Raw genomic sequence first — 19,114 nt, 5'->3', positions numbered from 1 at the left:
GGACCACATCCCGGCCCTCGATCCTGGCCTCGATCAGCGTGTCACCCGACCGCCCCGCGCTCGGGCGGCGCCGACACGCGGAAGCCGGCTCAGGTGGCCGCGGCGAGCACCGCCTGTTCGACCCGCCGCCGCCACGCCGGGTCGAGCGCGCCCTGCCGCGGCGACACGGCGAAGGAGTCGACCACCCTGGCCCCCAGCGTGGAGACCTTCGCCCAGCGCACCTCGGCGTCACACCGGCGCAGCGCACCGGCGACCCGGTAAAGCAGGCCGATCCGGTCCACCGCCCGCAGTTCGAGCACGACGGAGCCGGGGGCCGCAGTCTCGTCGTCGAACCACAGCACCTTCGGCGACGCAGGCACCGGCACCGGCGTGTCGTACGCCTTCTCCTTCTCGGCGAGTTTCTGGCTCAACGGAAGCCCGCCAGCGACGGCCCTGGCGAACTGCTCGCGCAACAGCCCCGCGTCGGGCAGCGTGCCGAACCTCGGCGACGCCGTGAAGACGCCGACCCGGCCCCCGCCGTGGCTGTGCAGCATCGCCGTGTGCACCTCGAGCGAGTTGAGCGCGAGGACGCCCGCGGCGGGCGTGAGCAGCTCGGCGTTGGCGGGCACGGCGAGCACCACGGTGGCGAGTTTGCCCGCTGCGGTCACGCGCACCTCGCCGCGCGTGGTCCGCACCGCCTCGGCCACCAGGGCGCGCTGGGTGTCGTCGATCGGCTCGGGCGCCGAGAACCCCTTGCCGTGCAACAGATGCCGGCAACGGCTCACCAGCTCGGAGATGAGTCCCGCCTTCCACTCCGTCCACACACCCGGCCCGGTCGCGAGCGAGTCGGCCTGCGCGAGCGCCCGCAGGAGGTCGAGCAGCAGCGGGCTGCCGTCGACGGTCTTGGCGACCCGTTCGACGGTCTCCTGCTCACTGATGTCGCGTCGCGTGGCCGTGTGCGGCAGGAGCAGGTGGTGCCGCACCATGCCCGCGACCGTGGCGACGTCCTCATCGGACAGTCCGATGCGGACGGCCACCTGCGCGGCGAGCTTGGCCCCCAGTTCGGAGTGGTCCGCGTCGCGGCCCTTGCCGATGTCGTGCAGGAGCGCGCCGAGCAGCAGCAGGTCGGGCCGCGAGACCGTGGTGGTGAGCCGCGCCGCCTCGACGCACGCCTGCACCAGGTGCCGGTCGACCGTCCACGCGTGCACCGGCTCGCGCGGCGGGAGGTCGCGCACGGCGCCCCATTCCGGGAAGAGCCGCGCCCACAGGCCCGTCCGGTCGAGCGCCTCGACGGCGTCTACGAGTCCCTCACCCGCGCCGAGCAGCTCCGTCAGCGCCTGCCGGGCGGGTTCCGGCCACGGCGCGCGCAGCTCGGGCGCGGAGTCGGCGAGCGTCCGCAGCGTGCCGTGCGCGATGGGCTTGCCGGTGCGGGCCGACGCCGCGGCGACCCGCAGCAGCAGCCCTGCGTCGCGAGCGGGCACCGCGTCGCGGGCGAGCGCGACCTCGTTGCCGTGCAGGACTACGCCGTCGTCGAGGGGGGTGCGGCTCGGCCGCCTGCCGAACCGTGTCCTCGGTGGTTCGGTCGCGGCCCGCAGGGCGACGTCTACGGCGTAGCCGACGGCCCTGCCCGCGCCGGAGAGCCTGCGCGCCAGTGAGAACCGGTCGCCCAGCTCCAGCTCGGCGGCCACCAGCTCTGCGTCTCCCGCGCCAAGCACGTCGCGGTCGCGGCGCAGCTCCCTGCGCAGCTCGGTGCGGACGTCGAGCAGCAGCTCGCGGGCCGCGCGCAGCTCCTCGTTCGGGCGGTCGGTGAGCTGGGCGACCGCGAGCGCGTCCAACAGCCCGAGATCCCGCAGGCCGCCGCGGCCGTACTTCAGATCGGGTTCGGCCGACTGCGCGATCTCCCCGCTGCGCCGCCAGCGCGTGCGCGTCGCCTCCGCCAGCTCGGGCAACCGTTTGCGGGCAGTGCGCCGCCAGTGGTCGCGCGCGGCGGAGGCCAGCCGCTCGGTGAGTTCGGCGTCACCGGCGAGGTGCCGGGCGTCGAGCAGTCCCATGGCGGTACGCAGGTCCTCGGAGGCGACCTTGAGCGCTTCCCCCGGCGTGCGCACCGAGTGATCGAGACCGACCCTGGCGTCCCACAGCGGGTACCAGAGCGCGTCCGCGATCTCCCCGATGTCCGGGTTTCCGTTGTGCACCAGCACCAGGTCGAGGTCGGAGAAGGGCACGAGCTCCCGACGGCCGAGGCCGCCGACGGCGACCAGCGCGACATCGCAGGACGCGGTGCCTGTGATGTCGATGCCGGCCGCCGCGGCGGCCTTGTTCAGCCAGAACTCGTACAGGTCGACCAGAGCGGCTCGCAGCGCGGTCGCGCCGAGCCTTCCGTGGCGACCCTCCAGCAGCCGGTTGGCCGCCTCGACAAGCCCCCCTACGACCACGGCAGTCTCTTAGAGAGCATCGGCGCCACGTTCGCCGGTGCGGACGCGGACGACCGTGTCGACGGGGGTCACCCACACCTTCCCGTCGCCGATCTTGCCGGTGTGCGCGGCGCTGACGACCGCGTCGATGACCTTCTCGACGTTGGCGTCGTCAGTCACCACCTCGATCTTCAGCTTGGCCACGAAGTCGACGGCGTACTCGGCGCCGCGGTAGACCTCGGTGTGGCCCTTCTGCCTGCCGTAGCCCTGCACCTCGCTGACGGTCATGCCGAGCACCCCGAGCTGCTCGAGCGCGGACCGGATGTCGTCGAGCGTGAACGGCTTGACGATCGCCGTGATCAGTTTCATGACTTGCTCTCCTCGAGCTTCTTCGCGTTACCGCTCGTGGCCCCGGTGTCCACCGAGGCCGCACGGCCACCACGCCCACCGGCGAAGTCGTACGCCGACTCGGCGTGCTCCGCCTCGTCGATGCCGGTGGTCTCGTCCTCGGCGGCGACCCGCAGGCCCATCGTGTACTTGATGATGAGCGCCAGGATGGCGGCCACCACGAAGGAGTACAGCAGCACCGCGATCGCGCCGACCGCCTGGATGCCGAGCTGGCTCGCGCCGCCGCCGTAGAACAGGCCGTCGACGCTGCCCTCATTGACGTTGGTGGTGCCGAAGAAGCCGATCAGCAGCGTGCCGACGAGACCACCGACGAGGTGGACGCCGACGACGTCGAGCGAGTCGTCGTAGCCGAAGCGGTACTTGAGGCCCACCGCCAGCGCGCAGAGGATGCCCGCGATGGCGCCGATGGACAGCGCGCCCCAGGTGTCGACGAACGCACACGCCGGGGTGATGGCCACCAGGCCGGCCACGACACCGGAAGCGGCGCCGAGGCTCGTCGCCTTGCCGTCGCGAAGGCGCTCGGTGAGCAGCCAGCCGAGCATCGCGGCACAGGTCGCGGTGAGGGTGTTGACGAAGGCGACGCCGGCGATCTCGTTCGCGGCCAGCGCCGAACCGGCGTTGAACCCGAACCAGCCGAACCACAGCAGGCCTGCGCCGAGCATCACGTAGGGCAGGTTGTGCGGCTTCATCGGCTCCTTGGGCCAGCCGCGACGCTTGCCGAGCACCAGCACGAGCGCCAGCGCGGCGGCACCGGCGTTGATGTGCACCGCGGTGCCACCGGCGAAGTCCAGCGCGCCGAGGTCGTTGGCGATCCAGCCACCGACCACGCCCGAGTCCTCGTTGTCGAACGCGAAGACCCAGTGCGCCACGGGGAAGTACACGACCGTGGCCCAGAGTCCCGCGAACAGCAGCCACGCGCCGAACCGCATGCGGTCGGCGACGGCACCGGCGATGAGGGCGACCGTGATGATCGCGAACATGCCCTGGAACGCCACGAAGCCCGTGGTGCTCAGCGCGTCACCGCCCATGAGGCCGGAGAGCCCGAGCGCCTCGAACGGATCACCGAGGAGCCCACCGCCGACGTCGTCGCCGAAGGCCATCGAGTAGCCGTAGACCACCCACAGCACACCGATGAGCCCCATGGCCCCGAAGCACATCATCAGCATGTTCAGCACGCTCTTGGACCGCACCATGCCGCCGTAGAAGAACGCCAATCCCGGTGTCATCAGCAGCACCAGAGCGGCGCTGGTGAGCAACCAGGCCGTATTCCCTTCCACGCTTCTCCTCCTTCGAGAGCCGGATCGCAGAACGCGCAATTGCGGCACAGCATCGGGAAGGCGTGTTGCACGGAGTGGATTCTCAGGTTTCGACGTGGTGAACCAAACGGGCCGTCATGTTACGGGTGCGTTTCCCGTGACCTGTGCCGATTCGTCCGGATGCGAAACGTCGTGGTCGAATAGCAGGCGTGACCTCGCGTGAAACGACTGCGAAACCGCTACCGTCCGCTGTGCTGGCGGCGCTGCGCTGCTCCGTCTGTGGCGGCGGCGTGGAGCTCGCCGGTCACACGCTGCGATGCGAGCGGCTCCATTCGTTCGACCTCGCGAGGCAGGGCTACGTGAACCTGCTGCACGCGAAGGTGGCCGCGGGCACCGCCGACACGGCCGAGATGGTGGCCGCGCGGGCCGAGTTCCTCGCCGCGGGTTTCTACGCACCGCTGGCGGAGGCCCTCGCCGAGCAGGCGACAGGCGGCCTCGTGGTCGACGCGGGGGCAGGCACCGGCTATTACCTGGCGAAGGTGCTCGACGCGTTGCCCGGCGCGGAGGGCCTGGCGCTCGACGTGTCGGCGCCCGCCCTGCGCCGCGCGGCGAAGGCCCACCCGAGGATCGGGGCTGCCGTGTGGAATCTCTGGGAGCCGTGGCCGGTGGGCTCCGGCGTCGCCGACACCGTGCTCAACGTCTTCGCGCCGCGCAACGCCGGAGAGTTCCACCGGGTGCTGCGGCCGGGCGGCACGGTGGTGGTCGCCTCCCCCGGCAGCGGCCATCTGGGCGAGCTGTCCCGGAAGCTGGACCTGCTCGACATCGGCGAGGACAAGGAGCAGCGCCTCGACGCGGCACTGGCCGACGGTTTCGAGCTCGTCGGCAGGAGGCAGTGCGGGGGCACGGTGAAGCTCGGCCCCGACGACGTGCGCAGGGCGGTGCTGATGGGCCCGAACGCCCACCACCTGCACCGCGGCGGGCTCGCCGACCGGCTCGGCTCGCTCACCGAGGCCATGGACGTCACCACGGCGTTCTCCGTGTCGACCTACCGCAGGCTGCCATGAGCGTCGAGGTGCCGGCGACGGTGCTCGCCGATCCCGCGTGGCTGCGCGAGGACCTGAAGGGCGCGGCGAACCTGTACGGCCGGGCGAGCGAACGGGTGCTGGGCACGATCCGGTGGTACTCGGCGTCGTCGGTGCTCGTCGGCCCGTCGCTGGAGTCGTTCGCGCGCACGGGCATCGCGCTCGATCCCGCGTTGGAGGCCGTCACGTTCACGATGCATCCCGACGGCCGGTACCTTGACGCGCGCTCCGAGCGCATGCTCGGCGACGACCTCACCGCTCTCGGCGGCGCGCTGGGCGACGCTCTCGACCGGATCGTGGAGGCGATCGCACACGTGTCCGGGGCGACCACGCGCTCGCTGTGGGCGATCGCCGCCGACTCGATCGGCACCAGGTTGCTGTGGGCGGGGCGGACCGACCTCGCGGCCCCGCTCGCCGCCGCGATCGGCCACCGGATGCCGCCGCCCCGGTATGTCCACATCGGACCGCACGAGGTGGTCCGGCGCTCATCGTGCTGCCTCATCTACGAGGCAACAGGGGGCGAGAAGTGCGCGAGCTGCCCCCGCCAGACGCCCGCCGACCGAGAACAACGCATCCGGGCCCTCCTCGGCTGAGGCGGTACCGCGGCCGCAGTGAAGGCCACCTTCACTGCATGGAATAGAACACAGCGGCGCGGAGCGTCTCCGTTCGGGTGGTGGCGGGAGACGGGTGGGCGCAGGCATGGTGGCCTTCACTGCAGTCGGCTGGGCAGGAAGGGGTCAGCTCTCCTCGAAGCGGCTCTCCAGGTCGGCGAGGCCCTGATCGGTCAGCGCACCGAACAGCCGCAGGCGCGCCATGCCGCCGTCGGGGTGGATGTCGAGCCGGACGTGGGCGGCCTCGCGCGGTTCCGGGACGGCGAACCGGTGCCGGGTGTCGGGCTGCAGGCGGGTCCTCGGCAACAGCTCGAACCACGTGTGCCCATCCGTCGAGCCGCTCAGTGTCACCCAGCCCGGCGCGTTGCCCCGCAGGTTGCTGGTGTCGAACTCGGCGAAGCGCACCCTGCCCGCCCCCGCGAGGCGGATCACCGCCCAGTCGTTGCCGCCGTCGCGCCTGCGCGCGGTCTCCCAGCCCTCGGCCTGGTTGGCGGCGAGCCCGGGCGCGAGCATGTTCGCGGGCGACGAGTAGAACATGTCGCTGCACCCGGTGCACACCGCTCCGTTCTCCAGCGCGGCGAGATCGAGCGCGCCAGGGTCGAGCAGCCGCGGGTCGGGGATCACGTCGCCGTGCACGCGCAGCCGCGCGACCCCGCCGTCGGGGTGCATGGTGAGCCGGGTGTGGGTGTAGCGCTTCCGCGAGCCGACGGTGAAGAAGTTCTCCGCGTCGCCCGCCACCGGCTCGTGGTCGACGAGCACGTCCCAGTCCATTCCGGACAGTTCGGCCACGCTCGGGTAGCCCTCCGCGGCGAGCGCCTCGACCGTGACGAAAGGCGGGTAGTTGCCCTTGAAGAACGCGGTGTCCACCACCACGCCGGTAACCGCGCCGGGCAGCCCGAGGCGCAGGATCGCCTGGTCGTTGCCGGGTTCGCGGTGCCTGCGGGTCTCCCAGCCGTCGTAGAGCTGCCCCTTCGGGCCGAACGTCTCCGGCTGGTGCCGCGGCCGCCACGGGTTGACGAGGTTCTCCTTCTCGGCGAACAGCTCGTCGCTCGCCCACATGACGGTACCCCCGAAGCGGCGGGAGGCCAGGTCGGTCAGCTGAGTCCACTCCGGACGGTCGTTCACCGCTCTCCCCTCGTCAGCAGCCGCCCGTGCGGCGACCGCCCGGTCACCTGTGCTCCGCGCAGCCACGTGCTCCGCACGACCCCGGCCAGCGGCCGGTCGTGGTAGGCGCTTACGGCGTTGCGGTGCCGCAGCTTCGCGGCGTCCACGACGAACGCCTCGTCGGGGGCGAACACGCAGAAGTCGGCGTCGTAGCCCGCCGCGAGGTGCCCCTTGCGCGGGAGCCCGGCCTGCGCTGCGGGTCCGTGCGCCATCCAGCGCACCACGTCGGCGAGGCCGAAGCCGCGCTGCCGCGCGCCCGTCCACACGGCTGGCAGCCCCACCTGCAGGCCCGCGATCCCGCCCCACGCCTCGCCGAAATCGCCGCTGTCGAAGCGCTTCAGCTCGGGCGTGCACGGCGAGTGGTCGCTGACGACGCAGTCGAGCACGCCCTCGGCGAGTCCCCGCCACAGCAGCTCGCGGTTGGCGGCCTCGCGGATCGGCGGGCAGCACTTGAACTGCGTGGCGCCGTCACCGATCTCCTCGGCCGTGAAGCTCAGGTAGTGGGGGCACGTCTCGGCGGTGACCGCCACGCCGTCGCGTTTGGCCTCGGCGATCAGCGGCAGGGCCCGCGCCGACGCGAGGTGCAGGATGTGCACGCGGGCCCCGGTGCGCCTGGCCAGTTCGAGCACCCTGGCGATCGCGGCGTGCTCGGCCTCTGGCGGGCGCGAGGCGAGGAAGCCGCTGTAGCGCGGGCCGTGTGGGTTGGGCGCGCGGTCGATCGTTTCGGCGTCCTCCGCGTGCACGATCAGCAGCCCGTCGAACTCGCGCAGGACCCGCATCGCCTCCTCCAGCCCCTCGGTGTCGAGCGGGGGGAACTCGTCGACGCCGGAGTGCAGCAGGAAGCTCTTGAAGCCGAACACGCCCGCGTCGTGCAGCGGGCGCAGCTGCGCGGCGTTGCCGGGGATCGCGCCGCCCCAGAAGCCGACATCGACGTGCACGCGGCCGAGCGCGGTCTTGCGCTTGACCTCCAGCGTGGCGACGTCGACCGTCGGCGGAAGGCTGTTGAGCGGCATGTCGACGATCGTGGTTACCCCGCCCGCGGCCGCCGCGCGCGTGGCCGTCTCGAAGCCCTCCCACTCGCTGCGGCCGGGATCGTTGACGTGGACGTGGCTGTCGACGAGCCCGGGCAGGAGCACCTCGTCGGCGCCCAGCTCCACCAGCTGGTCACCGACGAGCGCGGTGTCGTAGGGCTCGACGGCGACGATCCGGCCGTCCCGGACGCCGACGGCGCAGGCGGTCTCGCCGTCGGCGGTGATCGCCCTTCGCGCTCGCAGCACCAGGTCCATGGCTCACCAGCGTAGCGAGTGTGAAGCCATAACTGAACACCCGTGAAGAAGTTCCTTCATCCGGCGTAGACTGCGACGCATGCTCCCCGGCGCGCCGCCCGACGACGAGGAACTCGGGGCCCGCATCAGGGCACTCCGCATCGAACGCGGGATGTCGCTGCGCGCGCTCGCGGGCGAGCTCGGCGTCAGCCCGAGCGCGCTGTCGCAGATGGAACGGGGCAAGATGCGGCCGTCGGTGACGCGGCTGTTCCAGATCGTGTCGATCCTGGAGGTGCCGCTGGCGGCGGCGTTCGGCGAAGCGGCGCCCGAACCCGAGGAGCCCGCGGCCGGGTCCGACGAGGTGGTGGTGACGAGGGCGGGCGAGGTGCCCGCGATCTCGCTCGGCCACGGCGTGGAGTACCGCAGGCTCACCGCGACGCCCATCCCGGGCGTGGAGATCTACGAGTCGACCTACCCGCCGGGGTCCACCTCCAGCCAGGACGGCGAGTACCTGCGGCACAACGGGCACGAGCTGGGCAGCGTGCTGTCCGGCACGCTGACCGTCGACCTCGGCTTCGACCACTACGAACTGGGCCCCGGCGACTCGATCCGGTTCCCCTCAACGACCCCGCACCGCGTCCGCAACGCAGGCGACATCCCCGCGGTAGCCGTGTGGGTCAACCTTCCGTGACGACTGCAGTGAAGGCCACCTTCACTGCGTTGAACGCAGGCATGGTGGCCTTCACTGCAGACGGGTGAGGGCTCCGGTCACGGCGTGGGTTCGAACTCCTTGACGTTGTCGAGAGCGGTGCCCATCGAGGCATTCGCCTCGCGCTCGATCATGATCTCCACGAGCACCGGGCGGCCCGTGCGATCCGCCTCCTTGCGCGCCCATTCCAGCGAGCCGCGGATCTCCGAGGGCTCCACCACGCGCGTGCCAGAGCAGCCGTAGGCCTCCATGATCTTCACGTTGTCCGTGCCGTACTCGTCGTAGTGCAGGTCCACCTGGAAGTTCATGTCGTAGCCGAGCTCGGCCTGCCGGATGAGCCCCAGGTACTCGTTGTTGAGCATGATCAGCACGAACGGCACTTCGTACTGCGCCGCCACGGCCAGCTCCTCCACCAGGAACTGGAACGAGTAGTCGCCGACCACGCCCACCACCTCGGCGTCGGGGCGCGCCTTCTTGACCCCGATCGCGGCCGGGATCTCCCAGCCGAGCGGGCCCGCCTGCCCGCACACCTGGTAGTGCCTCGGCCTGTGCGCGCGCTGGAACTGGCCCGACCAGATCTGGTACAGCCCGATCGCGGTGACGAAGTAGGTGTCCTCGCCGTAGAACTCGTTGATCTCCTTGAACACCCTCGGGGCCTTGATCGGCACCGTGTCGAAGTCCTCCCGCCTCGGCAGCTCCCGCTTGAGCTCCGCGATCCGGTTGACCCACACGGGCACCCTCGGGTCGATCGGCGCGCCCCGTTCGTCAGCCGCCGCGAGCAGGGCCTCCAGGAACGCCCTGCTGTCGGACACCACACCGAGGTCGGGGCCGAACACCTTGCCGATCTGCGTCGGCTCGATGTCGACGTGGATGAACTTCCGGTCGCCTCGGTAGACGTCGAGCGCGCCCGTGTGCCGGTCGCCGAAGCGCGCGCCGAGCGCCAGCACCAGGTCGGCCTCCAGGAACGCCGCGTTGGCCCACCGCTGCGACGTCTGGATCCCCGCCATCCCGGCGAACAGCGGGTGGTCCTCGGGGAAGCTGCCCTTGCCCATGAGCGTCACGCCCACGGGCACGCCGAGCCGCTCGGCGACCGCGCGCAGCGGCTCGCTCGCCTCGCCCAGCGTGACTCCGCCGCCCGCGAGGATCAGCGGCCGCTCGGCCGCAAGCAGCAGGTCCAGCGCCCGCTCGACCCGCGCCGGCGATGGGGCGGGCGTCACCACGGGGAACGGCGCGTCGATCGAGGCGTCCCACTCGATCTCCTGCTTCTGCACGTCGAGCGGCAGATCGATGAGTACCGGACCGGGCCTGCCCGAGCGCGCGATCCGGAACGCCTCGCGGAAGATCCACGGCGCCTGCGCGGCCTCCTTGACCTGCACCGCCCACTTCGTCACGGGCTTGGCGATCTCCACGATGTCGACCGCCTGGAACGCCTCCTGGTGCAGCTTCGTCGACACCGCCTGGCCGGTGATGCACAGGATCGGGATCGAGTCGGCCTGCGCGGTGTAGAGGCCGGTGATCATGTTGGTGCCCGCGGGCCCCGACGTGCCGATCGCGACGCCGACGTTGCCGGTGGTGCGCGACCAGCCGTCGGCCATGTGGGTGGCGCCCTCCTCGTGGCGGACCACGAGGTGCTCGATCCCGCTGCCCTGCATCGCCTGGTACAGCGGGAGGATCGCGGCGCCCGGGCAGCCGAACGCGGTGTCGACGCCCTCGGAAATCAGCACGTCGACGACGGCCTGCATGACAGGAACCTTCGGCATGATGTACACACCTTTCGGGGAGCGGGCGGCCGTCCCTGTGCTTGCCGGCGTGGTACGGCCGCCCGTGACCTGTGAGAAGTGGGCCGCGTCAGGCGCGGCCGGACAGCTGCTCGACCACCTTGAGCAGGGCGGAGTGGTCGAGCGAGCCGTGGCCCATAGCCCGCGCGGCGGCGAGCAGCTGGGCGACGAGCCCGGTCATGGGCAGTGCCACGTCGGCCTGCCTGGCGGCGTCGGTGGCGATGCCCATGTCCTTGTGGTGCAGGTCGATGCGGAAGCCCGGCTGGAACTGCCGCGCCACCATCGACTCACGCTTGAGGTCGAGGATGCGGTTGGCGGCGAGCCCTCCGGCGAGCACGTCGAGGCCGGTCTTGGCGTCGACGCCGGAGGCCTCCATGAGCACGATGGCCTCGCTGACCAGCCCATAGATGCCGCCGACCACGAGCTGGTTGGCGGCCTTCACCACCTGGCCCGCTCCGTGGGGGCCGACGTGCACGACCGTCTTGCCCAGCGCCTCGAAGACCGGCCTCGCCGCGGCGAAGTCGGCCTCCTCGCCGCCGACCATGATCGACAGCGCGGCCTGCTTGGCCCCGGCCTCGCCGCCGGAGACCGGCGCGTCGAGCACCCGCACGTTCTTGTCCCGGGCGGCCTCGGCGATGGCGATGGACGTCTCCGGCCGGATGGTGCTCATGTCGATGAGCAGCGCGCCCGGTTCGGCCGACTCCAGCACGCCGCCCTGGCCGAGCACGACCTCCTCCACCTCGGGGTGGTTGGGCAGCATGGTGATCACGACGTCGGCGCCCCGGACGGCGTCGGTGACCGAGGCCGCGGCGGTGCCGCCGTCGGCGGCGAACTCGTCCACCCTGGCCCGGCTACGGTTGTAGCCGCTGACGGTGTGCCCCGCTGCCACCAGGTGCTTCGCCATCGGCATGCCCATGATGCCGAGGCCGATGAAAGCGATCTTCACGCTGCCCTCCTCTCGCGCGGCAGCCAGGCAAGGGACGTCTCGCTGTCGCTGGTCGGCTTGTACTCGATACCCACCCAGCCGGTGTACCCGGCGGCCTCGACCGCGGCGAGGTGCCCGTCGAGGTCTAGCTCCCCGCTGCCGGGCTCGCCGCGACCTGGGGCGTCGGCGATCTGCACGTGCCCGATGCGCCCGGTGTGCTCGGCGATCACGGCCGCGACGTCGTCGCCGTTGACGGCGAGGTGGTAGAAGTCGGCGAGCAGCGTGACGTTCGGCCTGCCGACCTTGTCGATCACCCCGAGCGCGTCGGCCGCGGTGAGCAGCGGGTAGCGAGGCGCGCCGGAGAGCGGCTCCAGCACCACCTGCCCGTCCTGGCCCGCCGCCGCGGTGGCCAGCTGGTCCAGGGTGGACAGGGCGAGCTCGTCCTGCTCGGCGGGCTCGACGCCGTCGAGCCGGTTGCCGTACAGGGCGTTGAAGGTGCGGCAGCCGAGCCGTTCGGCGATGCCCAGCGCCACGTCGGCGCTGTCGCGGAACTCGGACTCCCTGCCCACCCAGGACACCAGCCCCCGGTCGCCCGCTGGCATGTCACCCGCGAAGAAGTTCAGCCCGACGAGCTGGACCCCGGCGTCGTTCACCGCGGTCACGAACGCGTCGACCTCGGCGTCCGCGGGCACCGCGACGGTGAACGGCCACCAGAACTCGATGGCGGTGAACCCCGCGGCGCGCGCGGCGGCGGGCCGCCGCAGCAGCGGCAGCTCGGTGAACAGCATGGACAGGTTGATGTCGTAGCGCAGGTCGTGCCGTGCGCCGGTTCGTTCGGACATGGGACCACGCTTTCTGGCTTTGCCCGTTTATGCTAGTTTTTCGTATTGTGGAAGTAAGTTTTCGTACTATGACAGTAGCGATGTGATCCTGGCCTCGTCAACGGTCCGGGCGGGAGATACGTTGCAGGCGTGGAGCTGGAAGCGGAGTTCACGAGCGAGCCGTTCCGGGGCGAGGGGGAGCCGCCCGCGCACGCGGTCGAGGCCATGCGGGCCGCCGGCCACGCGGGCCTGAGCACCGACTTCGGCCCGCTCGGCACGTCGGCGAGGGGGGATGCGGACGCGCTGCTCGACGCGCTGCCCGCGATCGTGCGGGCCGCACTCGACGGCGGCGCGACGCGCCTGACGCTGCGCATCCAGCGGCCCGGCGACAACGGCGCGACGCCGTCCGAACCGGGCAGCGTGCTCGACCGGATGGTGCGCGAGGTGGAGGCCGAACTCGGCTCCCCACTGCGGGAGCTGGACCGGCCCGGCAAGCAGCGAGCGGTGCGGCTGCTCGAGGAGCGGGGCGCCTTTCAGCTCAGGAAATCGGTGGCCGCGGTGGCGGAAACGCTCGGCGTCACGCGCTTCACGGTCTACAACTATCTGAACCGCGAGCACTGATCGTTTCAACAAATTGTTGACTCACGGCTCCTCCTCGCCTTAGCTTCTCCGGAATGAGCGAACTCCGGCTGACCGAGTTCAACTCCGCCGATCCCGATCGGCTCCGTCCACTCCTGACCAGTTGCCTCGCGGTGCCGAGGTGGGTGGAGCACGTGCTCGCGGGCCGCCCCTACGGTGATCGGTCGGCCCTGCTCGCCGCCACGAACCTGGTGCTGCGACCCGACGAGATCCACATCGCGATGGCGGAACACCCGCGCATCGGCGAGAAACCGGCGAGTGGAGCGTCACGCACCGAGCAGTCCGGTGTGGACGATGAGGCGGCGCGCCGGTTCCGCGCGGCCAACGCGGAGTACGAGGACCGCTTCGGCCACGTTTTCCTGGTGTGCGCCAGCGGCCGCAGCGGCGAGGAACTGCTGGAGATTCTGCGGAAGCGTCTCGGCAACGACCCGGAAACCGAACTGGCGATCGCAGGTGAGGAACTGGTCAAGATCGCCCGGTTGCGACTGGAGAAGGCGGTGGCCGGATGAGCCTCGTGACCACACACGTTCTCGACAACGCGAGAGGACGGCCCGCGGCGGGGATTCCCGTGCGACTGGAGGCGCTCGACGGCGAGTGGACCACGCTCGCGCAGGACCGCACCGACGACGACGGACGCGTGCGCGAACTCGGCCCGGAGGCGCTGCCCGTGGGCGTGTACCGGCTCGTCTTCGACACCGCGGGCTACCTGGGCCCCGAGGCGTTCTTCCCCGAGATCACGGTGTGTTTCCGCATCACCGACCCGCACGCACACCACCACGTGCCCGTACTGCTCAGCCCGTTCGCCTACTCCACCTACCGAGGGAGCTGATCCGCGTGGCCATCAGTCTGGGCCCCAACCAGTACGGCAAGGCAGAGGTCCGGCTCGTCACCGTGGAGCGCGAGGGCCCCGTGCACCACCTGAAGGACCTCACCGTGTCGACGTCGCTGCGCGGCAGGCTGGAGCGCACCCATCTCACCGGCGACAACACCGACGTCGTCGCCACAGACACGCAGAAGAACACCGTCTACGCCTTCGCCAAGGAGAAGCGCGTCGGCGAGATCGAGGACTTCGCGCTGCGGCTGGGCAGGCACTTCGTCGGCTCCTTCGAGCAGATCAACGGCGCCAGGGTGCTCATCTCCGAGCACGGCTGGGACCGCATCGACGTCGGCGGCAGACCGCACGACCACGCGTTCTCGCGGGCGACCGGCGAGCAGCGCACCACCGCGGTGACGATCCAGAACGACCGGGCGTGGGTGGTGTCGGGACTGACGGACCTCGTGGTGCTCAAGTCCACGGGCTCGGAGTTCCACGGCTTCCCGCGCGACAGGTACACGACTCTGGCCGAGACCGACGACCGGATACTGGCGACCGCCGTCACCGCGCGCTGGCGCTACCGCTCGACGGAGCTCGACTGGAGCGGCTCGTTCACCGAGATCCGCCGCATACTGCTCGAGACGTTCGCGACCAAGCACAGCCTGTCGCTGCAGCAGACCCTGTACGCCATGGGCGAGGCCGTACTCGAGGCGCGGGACGAGGTCGCCGAGGTCCGCCTCTCCCTGCCGAACAAGCACCACTTCCTCGTGGATCTGGGCCCGTTCGGGCTCACCAACGACAACGAGGTCTTCTACGCCGCCGACCGGCCGTACGGGCTCATCGAGGGCACCGTGCTGCGCGACGACGAGGACCCGAAGGACGCCGAGCTCGCCTGGTACACGCTGCCCGCCTTCTAGGGAGGCTCAGATGCACCCCGTCGACCGGAAACCGCCGCTGCCTCAACTGCTCGCGGGAGGTTTGCAGCACGTCGCCGCCATGTACGCCGGCGTGGTGGCTCCCCCGCTCATCATCGGTGCGGCGGTGGGTCTCTCGCCGGGCCAGCTCAGTCTCCTGATCAGCGCGAGCCTGTTCACCGCGGGGCTCGCGACGCTGCTGCAGACGCTCGGCGTGTGGCGGTTCGGCGCCCGGCTGCCGCTCGTCAACGGCGTCACGTTCGCGACCGTGGCTCCGGTGCTCGCGATCGTGGAGCAGCACGGGTCAGGCGACGCGCTCGGCGTCGTCTACGGCGCGACGCTCGTGGGTGGGCTGCTCGTGGTGCTCGCCGCGCCGTTCTTCTCCCGGCTCACGCGGTTCTTCCCGCCACTGGTGACCGGGACCGTCATCACGCTCATCGGCGTCTCGCTGCTGCCGGTGGCGGTCGGCTGGATCGCGAACCAGCAGCCATCCGCGAACGGCACCGGCCTGTTGCTGGCCGGCATCACGCTCGTCGCGGTGCTCGCGTTCAACCGGTTCCTCTCCGGTTTCTGGAGCCGGATCGCGCTGCTGCTGGGCCTGGTGGTGGGCACGCTCGTCGCGTGGCCGCTCGGCGAGGTCGACACATCGACATTGACGGAGTCGCCCGCGTTCGGCATCGCGACGCCGTTCCACTTCGGCACGCCGCACTTCGAGGCGGCGGCGATCATCTCGATGGCGATCGTGATGCTCGTGGTGATGGCCGAGAGCACCGCGGACATGCTCGCGCTCGGCGAGATCGTCGAACGGCCGACGAGCGAACGGACGCTGGCGGACGGGCTGCGGGCCGACGGCTTCGCCACCGCGCTCGCCACCGTGTTCGGCGGCTTCGCGTGCACGGCGTTCGCCCAGAACGTGGGGCTCGTGGCGCTGACGCGCATGGTGAGCCGCTACGTGGTGGCGGCAAGCGGCGCGATCCTGGTGCTGCTCGGCATGTTCCCGGTGACGGGCGGCATCGTGGCACTCGTGCCGCAGCCCGTGCTCGGCGGCGCCGGCCTGGTGCTCTTCGGCAGCGTCGCGGTGGCGGGGGTGCGCACGCTCGCGAAGGCGTCGTTCGAGCGGCCTGCCAACATCACGATCGCCGCCGCCGCGCTCGGCATCGGCCTGATCCCCATCGCGGCGCCGGAGTTCTACGACCACTTCCCCTCGGCCCTGCGCACCGTGCTCGACTCGGGTATCAGCGCGGGCTGCATCACCGCGGTGGTGCTGAACCTCGTGTTCGGCGACCGGGTGAAACGCGTGCGCGAGCCGGAGCTCAGTCGCGAGCCCGCATGACGGGAGTGTCCACCACGAACTCCCGGATCGTCTCGGCGAGGAGCGCGGGCTGGTCCTCGGGGATGAGCGTGTAGCTGTCCTCGACCTCCACGAGCCTGCCGTCGGGGAACAGCTCAGCGAGGCGCCTGCCGTGCTCACGCGGCATGAGTTTGTCCTCGGTCGCCCACACGACCAGCACGGGGCCGGTGAACGAGCGCATGCGCTCGGCCCAGTCGAGCAGGGTGCGCTTCGGCGGCATCGAGGCGCCGTAGCGGGCGAGGTCGCGGCGGATCTCCGGCCGCGACCTCGCCGGCTCGAACCAGCCGTGCATCACCTCGGCGGGCACCGGCCGTTTCGACATCCAGCCCCAGGCGCCCGGCGCGCGCTGGACGAACCGGAACCGCAGCAGCGACAACAGGACCTTGAGCCCGCCGGGCACCTTCGTGGTGAGCGCCAGCATCCGTCCCGGCAGGCCCGGCGGGTAGTTGTCGAACGCCTCGCACGCGGTGAGCACCACGCGGGCGAGTCGCTCGGTGCGGCCCTCGGTGAGCAGGAGCTGGCCGCCGCCCCAGTCGTTCAGCACGAGCGTGACGTCGCGCAGGTCAAGCCGCTCCAGGAACTCACCGACCAGCAGGCCGAGCCCGCGCAGGCTCAGGTCGGCGTCGGGTCGCATCGGTTTGCGGTGGCTGCCGAGCGGCCAGGTCGGACGCACGCAGCGGTAGCTATCGCCCAGCTCGGCGACGACGTTGCGCCACACGGTGGAGTCGATCGTGACGCCGTGCAGGAAGACGAGCACCGGCCCGTCTCCGCCGGTGTCGGTGTACTCGATCGGACCCGCCGACAGTTCCACCTCGGGCATCGCGGCCACCCCCACTGCGATTTGATAGATCGCTCTACTGGGAGAGTAGCCTAGGATCGGGCTCGTGGCGAGTACGAGGGAACGCATCATGCGGGCGAGCGCCGACCTGTTCCGGCGCAACGGCTACACCGGCACCGGGCTCAAGCAGATCGTCGCCGAGGCGCAGGCGCCGTTCGGCTCGCTGTACCACTTCTTCCCCGGCGGCAAGGAACAGCTCGGCGACGAGGTGATCCGCGAGTCGGGGATGCTCTACGGCCAGCTGTTCGACATCTTCATCGCCCCCGCGCCGGACCCGGTCAGCGGCGTCGAGGCGGCGTTCGCGGCGGCGGCCGACACGCTCGTCGAGACCGGCTACGCCGACGCCTGCCCGATCGCCACGGTCGCGCTGGAGGTCGCGAGCACCAACGAGACCCTGCGCAGGGCCACCGCCGACGTCTTCACCGCGTGGATCGACAAGGGCACGGAGACCTTCGAGCGGTTCGGACTGTCCACCGAGGACGCCCGCCGCCTCACCATCGCCGCGGTGACGAGCCTGGAGGGCGCCTTCGTGCTGAGCCGGGCCCTGCGCGACACGGAACCCCTGAGGGTCGCGGGCACCACGGTGGCCACCCTCGCCCGCGAGCTGCAGCCCTCTTGACCGTCCCCCAAGGCCACCTTTGTTGCGTTGAACGCAACAAAGGTGGCCTTGGGGGCAGGTCAGCCGACGAGGGCGCCCATGGCGAAATAGGCGAGGAACACGGCTGCCAGGGTGCCCACCAGCCAGCCGACCTCCCGCGCCTTGCCCCGGCCGAGCTTGATCACCACGTACGCGACCAGGCCGGCGCCGATGCCGTTGGTGATCGAGTACGTGAACGGGATCAGGGCCGCGATCAGGAACACCGGGATCACCACATCGGTGTCCTGCCAGGGGATCCGGCGGCACTGCGACATCATCATGCCGCCGATCACCACCAGCGCGGGCGCCGCCGCCTGCGCCGGCACCACCGCCGCCAGCGGCGTGAGGAACAGCGTCGCCGTGAACAGCCCGCCCGTGACCACACTCGCCAGGCCGGTGCGCGCGCCCTCGCCCACCCCGGCCGCCGATTCGAGGAACACCGTGTTCGGCGACGAGCCCGTGAGCCCGCCCGCCACCGCGCCGATGCCGTCGGCGACGAGGATGCGGCCCATTCCCTCCACCTTGCCGTCGCGCACCAGGCCCGCCTCCTGCGACACTCCCGTGATCGTGCCCATCGCGTCGAAGAAACCCGACAACACGAGGGTGAACAGGAACACGCTCGCCGTCACCACGCCCGCCGAGGCGAAACCGCCGAGAAGGTCGATCCGCCCGAGCAGGCCGAAGTCCGGCGACGCGACGACGTGGTCGGGCACGGTGGGCTCCACGAGCCCCCAGCCCTCGACGTCGAACACGCTGTTGACGACGATCGCCAGCACGGTCGCGGTGAGGATGCTCAGCAGCACCGCACCGGGCACCGCCCGGCTCACGAGCACGATCATCAGCAGCAGCCCGGCGCAGAAGATCACCACGGGCCACCCGGCGAGATGGCCGTCGGTGCCCATGCGCACGGGCACGGTGGAGTTCTCCGCGTCCGGTGTTCGCGTGACGAACCCGGCGCTGACCAGGCCCACCAGAGCGATGTAGAGGCCGATGCCCACGGTGATGGCGGTCTTGAGCGCGGCCGGGATCGCGTTGATGATCCGCTCCCGCACGCCCGAGACGGCCATGAGGACGATGCAGAACCCCTCCACCACCACGAGCCCGAACGCCTGCGCCCATGTCATCGCCGGTGCCAGCTGGAACGCCACGATGCCGTTCACTCCCAGCCCCGCGGCCAGCGCGAGCGGCGCGTTGCCGATCAGTCCCATGAGGACGGTCGTCACCCCGGCCGCGAGCGCGGTGGCCGTGGTGACCTCCTCGGTGGTGAGCCGCGCGCCGGTGATGTCGGCGGAGGCCCCGAGGATGAGCGGGTTCAGCAGCACGATGTAGCACATCGCGACGAACGTCGTGATTCCGCCGCGCACCTCGCGGCCGATCGTGCTGCCCCGCTGGGAGATGCGGAAGAACCGGTCGAGACGCGGTTCCGGTTTGCCGTGAGGACGATCAGTGCGCAGCTGCGTCATGACGGACTCCACTACGTCGTGGGTACGTGGTCGAGGGCGCGCGGCACCG

The 19,114-nt window shown here is 71.1% G+C and carries 19 protein-coding genes; 9 read left to right on the top strand and 10 right to left on the bottom strand.

From position 1 onward, the window contains the following. Positions 1-89 precede the first annotated feature (89 nt). The 3 genes from DI005_RS13890 to DI005_RS13880 are packed head-to-tail and all read right to left on the bottom strand — an operon-like array spanning position 90 to position 4,075. On the bottom strand, positions 90-2,411 hold the full coding sequence (locus DI005_RS13890; RefSeq protein WP_113642352.1) for a [protein-PII] uridylyltransferase: 2,322 nt from the start codon (positions 2,409-2,411) through the stop codon (positions 90-92). Between the two features lie 9 nt (positions 2,412-2,420). Beyond that, positions 2,421-2,759, bottom strand: a complete 339-nt coding sequence (locus DI005_RS13885; RefSeq protein ID WP_113642350.1) for a P-II family nitrogen regulator — start codon at positions 2,757-2,759, stop codon at positions 2,421-2,423. After that, complete coding sequence (locus DI005_RS13880; protein ID WP_113642348.1) at positions 2,756-4,075, bottom strand: ammonium transporter; 1,320 nt, start codon at positions 4,073-4,075, stop codon at positions 2,756-2,758. The genes DI005_RS13885 and DI005_RS13880 overlap by 4 nt, the downstream gene beginning before the upstream one ends. Positions 4,076-4,263: 188 nt before the next feature. On the opposite strand from DI005_RS13880, the gene DI005_RS13875 reads away from it, so the two are divergent. Both DI005_RS13875 and DI005_RS13870 read left to right on the top strand, forming a co-directional pair. Continuing rightward, entirely contained in the window at positions 4,264-5,118 is an 855-nt protein-coding gene (locus DI005_RS13875; protein WP_113642346.1) for a putative RNA methyltransferase, read from the top strand. Further along, positions 5,115-5,729: a (2Fe-2S)-binding protein gene (locus DI005_RS13870; RefSeq protein WP_113642345.1), complete on the top strand. Its 615-nt coding sequence runs from the start codon at positions 5,115-5,117 to the stop codon at positions 5,727-5,729. The genes DI005_RS13875 and DI005_RS13870 overlap by 4 nt, the downstream gene beginning before the upstream one ends. A gap of 144 nt (positions 5,730-5,873) precedes the next feature. On the opposite strand, the gene alc is transcribed toward DI005_RS13870, so the two are convergent. Together alc and allB are read right to left on the bottom strand one after the other, a co-directional pair. Then, a complete protein-coding gene (gene alc, locus DI005_RS13865) occupies positions 5,874-6,872 on the bottom strand; it encodes an allantoicase (protein WP_113642344.1) in 999 nt (332 codons plus the stop codon). Then, entirely contained in the window at positions 6,869-8,197 is a 1,329-nt protein-coding gene (gene allB, locus DI005_RS13860; protein ID WP_113642343.1) for an allantoinase AllB, read from the bottom strand. The genes alc and allB overlap by 4 nt, the downstream gene beginning before the upstream one ends. A 79-nt stretch (positions 8,198-8,276) precedes the next feature. On the opposite strand from allB, the gene DI005_RS13855 reads away from it, so the two are divergent. Continuing rightward, positions 8,277-8,867 carry a helix-turn-helix domain-containing protein gene (locus DI005_RS13855; protein ID WP_112271932.1) on the top strand — a complete coding sequence of 197 codons (591 nt, stop codon included), beginning with the start codon at positions 8,277-8,279 and terminating at the stop codon, positions 8,865-8,867. Positions 8,868-8,944: 77 nt separating this feature from the next. Here DI005_RS13855 and gcl read toward each other — a convergent pair whose 3' ends face one another. The 3 genes from gcl to DI005_RS13840 all read right to left on the bottom strand — a co-directional run bounded on the left by gcl (position 8,945) and on the right by DI005_RS13840 (position 12,430). Next, positions 8,945-10,645, bottom strand: coding sequence for a glyoxylate carboligase (gene gcl / locus DI005_RS13850; protein ID WP_112271930.1), 1,701 nt, complete (start codon positions 10,643-10,645; stop codon positions 8,945-8,947). Between the two features lie 88 nt (positions 10,646-10,733). Then, positions 10,734-11,609 carry a 2-hydroxy-3-oxopropionate reductase gene (locus DI005_RS13845; protein WP_233520130.1) on the bottom strand — a complete coding sequence of 292 codons (876 nt, stop codon included), beginning with the start codon at positions 11,607-11,609 and terminating at the stop codon, positions 10,734-10,736. Continuing rightward, on the bottom strand, positions 11,606-12,430 hold the full coding sequence (locus DI005_RS13840; RefSeq protein WP_113642341.1) for a hydroxypyruvate isomerase family protein: 825 nt from the start codon (positions 12,428-12,430) through the stop codon (positions 11,606-11,608). Before DI005_RS13840 ends, DI005_RS13845 begins: the two co-directional genes overlap by 4 nt. A gap of 129 nt (positions 12,431-12,559) precedes the next feature. Here DI005_RS13840 and DI005_RS13835 point away from each other — a divergent pair, with 129 nt between their 5' ends. Genes DI005_RS13835 through DI005_RS13815 form a run of 5 tightly spaced genes read left to right on the top strand, consistent with a single transcriptional unit; the run spans position 12,560 to position 16,109 of the window. Next, positions 12,560-13,030 carry a helix-turn-helix domain-containing protein gene (locus DI005_RS13835; protein WP_112271924.1) on the top strand — a complete coding sequence of 157 codons (471 nt, stop codon included), beginning with the start codon at positions 12,560-12,562 and terminating at the stop codon, positions 13,028-13,030. 53 nt (positions 13,031-13,083) lie between these two features. Beyond that, positions 13,084-13,557, top strand: a complete 474-nt coding sequence (gene uraD / locus DI005_RS13830) for a 2-oxo-4-hydroxy-4-carboxy-5-ureidoimidazoline decarboxylase (protein WP_113642340.1) — start codon at positions 13,084-13,086, stop codon at positions 13,555-13,557. Beyond that, on the top strand, positions 13,554-13,877 hold the full coding sequence (uraH, locus tag DI005_RS13825; RefSeq protein ID WP_113642339.1) for a hydroxyisourate hydrolase: 324 nt from the start codon (positions 13,554-13,556) through the stop codon (positions 13,875-13,877). The genes uraD and uraH overlap by 4 nt, the downstream gene beginning before the upstream one ends. Before the next feature lie 5 nt (positions 13,878-13,882). Continuing rightward, positions 13,883-14,779 carry a factor-independent urate hydroxylase gene (gene pucL, locus DI005_RS13820; protein ID WP_113642338.1) on the top strand — a complete coding sequence of 299 codons (897 nt, stop codon included), beginning with the start codon at positions 13,883-13,885 and terminating at the stop codon, positions 14,777-14,779. Positions 14,780-14,789: 10 nt separating this feature from the next. Continuing rightward, on the top strand, positions 14,790-16,109 hold the full coding sequence (locus tag DI005_RS13815; protein ID WP_113642337.1) for a nucleobase:cation symporter-2 family protein: 1,320 nt from the start codon (positions 14,790-14,792) through the stop codon (positions 16,107-16,109). Here DI005_RS13815 and DI005_RS13810 read toward each other — a convergent pair. Further along, on the bottom strand, positions 16,090-16,947 hold the full coding sequence (locus tag DI005_RS13810) for an alpha/beta fold hydrolase (RefSeq protein ID WP_113642503.1): 858 nt from the start codon (positions 16,945-16,947) through the stop codon (positions 16,090-16,092). The genes DI005_RS13815 and DI005_RS13810 overlap by 20 nt on opposite strands. Before the next feature lie 88 nt (positions 16,948-17,035). Here DI005_RS13810 and DI005_RS13805 point away from each other — a divergent pair, with 88 nt between their 5' ends. Next, a complete protein-coding gene (locus tag DI005_RS13805) occupies positions 17,036-17,584 on the top strand; it encodes a TetR/AcrR family transcriptional regulator (protein ID WP_113642336.1) in 549 nt (182 codons plus the stop codon). A 59-nt stretch (positions 17,585-17,643) separates the two neighbouring features. Here the strand turns inward: DI005_RS13805 and DI005_RS13800 are convergent, their stop codons facing one another. Continuing rightward, a complete protein-coding gene (locus DI005_RS13800) occupies positions 17,644-19,065 on the bottom strand; it encodes an NCS2 family permease (protein WP_113642335.1) in 1,422 nt (473 codons plus the stop codon). Positions 19,066-19,114: the final 49 nt, after the last annotated feature.

Origin of the sequence: Prauserella sp. PE36, from assembly GCF_003311655.1 — a bacterium.
Lineage (GTDB): Bacteria > Actinomycetota > Actinomycetes > Mycobacteriales > Pseudonocardiaceae > Prauserella_A > Prauserella_A endophytica.
The sequence above is the reverse complement of the archived record's forward strand: the minus strand, read 5'-3'. Positions and strand labels throughout refer to the sequence as shown.